This is a genomic window from Aeromonas crassostreae (assembly GCF_054052445.1).
This window is the reverse complement of record NZ_JBSTYM010000051.1, coordinates 1-3,393: the sequence shown is the minus strand read 5'-3', so window position 1 is coordinate 3,393 and position 3,393 is coordinate 1. Positions and strand designations below refer to the sequence as shown.

The 3,393-nt window shown below is 63.4% G+C and carries 3 protein-coding genes; 2 read left to right on the top strand and 1 reads right to left on the bottom strand.

Translation table 11 applies throughout. The features are described 5' to 3' along the window. The first annotated feature begins 220 nt into the window (after positions 1-220). Complete coding sequence (locus ACW5W4_RS18815) at positions 221-1,417, top strand: NnrS family protein (protein WP_456690406.1); 1,197 nt, start codon at positions 221-223, stop codon at positions 1,415-1,417. A gap of 3 nt (positions 1,418-1,420) precedes the next feature. Here ACW5W4_RS18815 and ACW5W4_RS18810 read toward each other — a convergent pair whose 3' ends face one another. Further along, positions 1,421-2,002, bottom strand: a complete 582-nt coding sequence (locus tag ACW5W4_RS18810) for a helix-turn-helix domain-containing protein (protein ID WP_456690405.1) — start codon at positions 2,000-2,002, stop codon at positions 1,421-1,423. 90 nt (positions 2,003-2,092) lie between these two features. On the opposite strand from ACW5W4_RS18810, the gene ACW5W4_RS18805 reads away from it, so the two are divergent. Then, positions 2,093-3,238, top strand: coding sequence for a benzoate/H(+) symporter BenE family transporter (locus ACW5W4_RS18805; RefSeq protein WP_456690404.1), 1,146 nt, complete (start codon positions 2,093-2,095; stop codon positions 3,236-3,238). Positions 3,239-3,393 lie beyond the last annotated feature (155 nt).

The window sequence follows — 3,393 nt, the reverse complement described above, 5'->3', positions numbered from 1 at the left end:
TCCGCCGTGCTGGTAGGGGCGCATTATAGGGATGGCGCGCCCGCTGGCAAGGGAAGAATGACAAAAAGATGACAGAAAGAGTGCGTTCGCTCAGATATGCAGCAACCCTCCGTTTCTTTGCTCACAATACCGGCAATCCAGGCGCTGACCGGAATTGAATTGAACATTTGAGGAGCCTCTCTATAATAGCCATTTCAAATGTCAATTTAAGGTTGCCGTCATGCATCAGATTCTGGATAGCCGCAAGGAAGAGCAGATTGTGCCTCTGTTCCGTCTGGGGTTCAGGCCTTTCTTCCTGCTCGGAGCCCTCTTCTCTACCTTGGCCATGTTGGGGTGGCTGGCACAGCTCAATGGCTTGCTCCAGATGCCGGGTATCGGCAATCCCATCTGGTGGCATGCCCATGAGATGCTGTTTGGCTTCGGCGCCGCCATCGTCGCAGGCTTTCTGCTGACCGCAGTGCAAAACTGGACGGCCCACCCCGGCGTACGCGGCTGGCCACTGGCCTGGGTGGTGGGCTTATGGGCGGCGCCGAGGTGCCTGCTCCCCTGGCTGGGCGAGGGAAATCCGGTGCTGATGATGGCGGATCTGGCCTGGCTACCACTGTGCGCCTGGTTTCTGGCCAAACCCATCATGGCGACTCGCCAATGGCGTAACCTCTTCTTCGTGCCCCTGCTGCTGGTGTTGACGCTGCTCAACGGGGCAAGCTGGCTGTGGCATGAGCAGTGGATCGTCACAGAACATCTGCTGATCACCACAGTGCTGCTGTTCACGACCCTGATTGCCGTGATGGGCGGACGCGTCATTCCCTTCTTCACCGCCCGCGGCACAGGCCGGGAAAAAGCGGCGCCGCTGTTGTGGTTGGAGCGCGCCGCCCTCGCATCCCTGTGGCTCATCCTGTTGATCTGGCTGCTGCTGCCCACACCATGGACCACCAGCATCTACATGGTGCCTCTCTATATAGTGGCGGCCGGGTTGCATCTGTGGCGACAGTTGCGCTGGCGCCTGCCGACGACGCTCCCCCACCCCCTGCTGTGGTCACTGCACCTCGCCTACCTGTTTATCCCCCTCGGCCTGCTCGCCCTCTCGGCCCAGGCGGCTGGGTTGGCCATCTCCCTGTCCCTGGCCAGTCATCTGCTCAGCGTCGGCGACATGGGCACCATGATCCTGGGGATGATAGCGCGGGTGTCGCTCGGCCACAGCGGGCGTGCCTTGCGGGTGGGCCGCCGGATCAGCTGGGCGTTCGCCATGGTCATTGCGGCGGCAGGATGCCGGGTACTGATCCCGCTGCTCTGGCCCGGCCACACCCTGCACGGCTGGAATATCAGTGGCCTGGCCTGGTCCCTGGCATATGGCCTCTTCGTCTGGATTTATGCCCCCATATTGACCAGCCCCAGGGCCGACGGTCGCCCGGGCTGAGCATCAAGGCCGCTCGGGAGACTGAGACGACGGGTAGTGGATCAGGTTATGGAAGATGGCAGGAGCCTCCCCCAGATTGCGGTAACCATGGGGCCGATCGGCGGCGAAACGCACCGCCGCCCCCTGCTCGAGCAGACGCCACTCCCCGTCCAACAGCACCTCCATGGCACCGCTGATGACGATGACATGCTCGGTCACCCCCGGCTCATGGGGCTCTGACTCGCGCCGATAGCCGGGCAGCAGGGTCAACTCGAACAGCTCGAAGCCAAAACGCCCCTCATAAGGGAAGAGGGGGGCCACCTGCATGCCCTCCCCGGCGGGTTGCTGGCGAATGGCATCGACGGTGCGATAAAGCACCTCGTCCTTCGCCGTGGGAGCCGGTTCGATAAAGCTGGAGAAGGAGACCCGAAAACCGGTCGCAATCTTCCACAGCGTCGCCACCGTGGGGCTGGATTCACCCCGCTCAATCTGGCCAAGCATGGCCTTGCTCACCCCGGTGGCTCGCGCCGCCGCATCCAGGCTCCAGCCCAGCTCGCCGCGCAGCGCCTTCAATCGCTGTGCCAGGTGTTGATTCATGGTCTGCATTCGATGCCGCCCTTGTGCGCTATAACGCTCAGTCCTATACTCGAGCCCTATTGTACGCAATAACGCACACGCAGACACAAGGATGTCCCCATGCCCCTCGCCCTCCCCCACCTGGTCGCCGGCTTCATCGCCGTACTGGTCGGCTATACCAGCTCGGTCGTGCTCATCATACAGGCGGCCAGTGCCGCCGGTGCCGACGCGGCCCAGACCGCCTCCTGGCTCTGGGCCCTTGGCATCGGCATGGGGCTGAGCTGCATCGCCCTCTCCTTCTATTACCGCACCCCCATACTGACGGCCTGGTCGACGCCGGGTGCCGCCCTGCTTATCACCAGCCTGGGCAATTTCAGCCTGGCGGAGGCCATAGGCGCCTTCATCATCTCCTCCTTGCTGATCACTCTATGCGGCATCAGCGGCTGGTTTGACAGGCTGATGCGCCACATTCCGGCTCCCCTGGCCGCCGCCATGCTGGCCGGGGTGTTGCTCAGATTCGGGCTGGACCTGTTCAAGGTGGCCCCCCAGGATCCCCTGCTGCTTGGCGCCTTGCTGCTGGCTTTCTTGCTCGGCCGCCACCTCTGGCCCCGCTATACCATGGTGCTGGTCCTGGCCACCGGCATGCTGCTCTGCGCCCTGAGGGGTGAGTTGCAGCTGACTGAGATCCACTGGCAGCTCTCCAGCCCGGTGTGGATCTCGCCAACCTTTTCCATCAACGCCGTGCTGGGGATAGCGCTGCCGCTGTTCTTGGTCACCATGACGTCGCAAAACATGCCCGGCATCGCGATCCTCCGTGCCCATGGCTATCAACCGGCCACCTCTTCCCTGATCGGCTGGACCGGCCTTACCGGTCTGCTGCTGGCCCCGTTCGGTGGTTACGCCTTCAACCTGGCCGCCATCACGGCCGCCATCTGCATGGGCAAGGAGGTGGATCCCGACGCCGCTCGCCGCTGGCCTGCCGCCGTGTGGGCGGGTTGCTTCTACCTGCTGACCGGTTGCTTCGGGGCGACCGTGGTCGCCTTGTTCAGCGCCTTCCCCACCGCCCTGGTGACCTGCGTGGCCGGGCTGGCACTGCTCGGCACCATTGGCAGCAGCCTGCACGGGGCGCTGCAGCAGGATGAAGAGCGGGAAGCCGCGCTGCTCACCTTCCTGATCACCGCCTCCGGCATCAGCCTGCTCGGCGTGGGGGCCGCCTGCTGGGGGCTGCTCATCGGCTGGGGCCTGTATCGCCTGCGCCGCTGCTGAGCTAACGGCCCGTCATGCAGACAGCAAAAAGCCAGCCCGATGGGCTAATGCCAGTCAGTTAAGCCTGACTGGCATTGTTTTTATTGGCTTTTTTCACACTGTACTTCTGTGGTCTTGGCTTCACGCAGCGAGGGTAACTTCGCTCTCTTCGTGCC

Excerpts from the sequence above, each read along its gene's own strand:
- ACW5W4_RS18815 (WP_456690406.1), top strand. The coding sequence starts at position 221 with ATGCATCAGATTCTGGATAGCCGCAAGGAAGAGCAGATTGTGCCTCTG.
- ACW5W4_RS18805 (WP_456690404.1), top strand. The coding sequence starts at position 2,093 with ATGCCCCTCGCCCTCCCCCACCTGGTCGCCGGCTTCATCGCCGTACTG.
- ACW5W4_RS18810 (WP_456690405.1), bottom strand. The coding sequence starts at position 2,002 with ATGCAGACCATGAATCAACACCTGGCACAGCGATTGAAGGCGCTGCGC.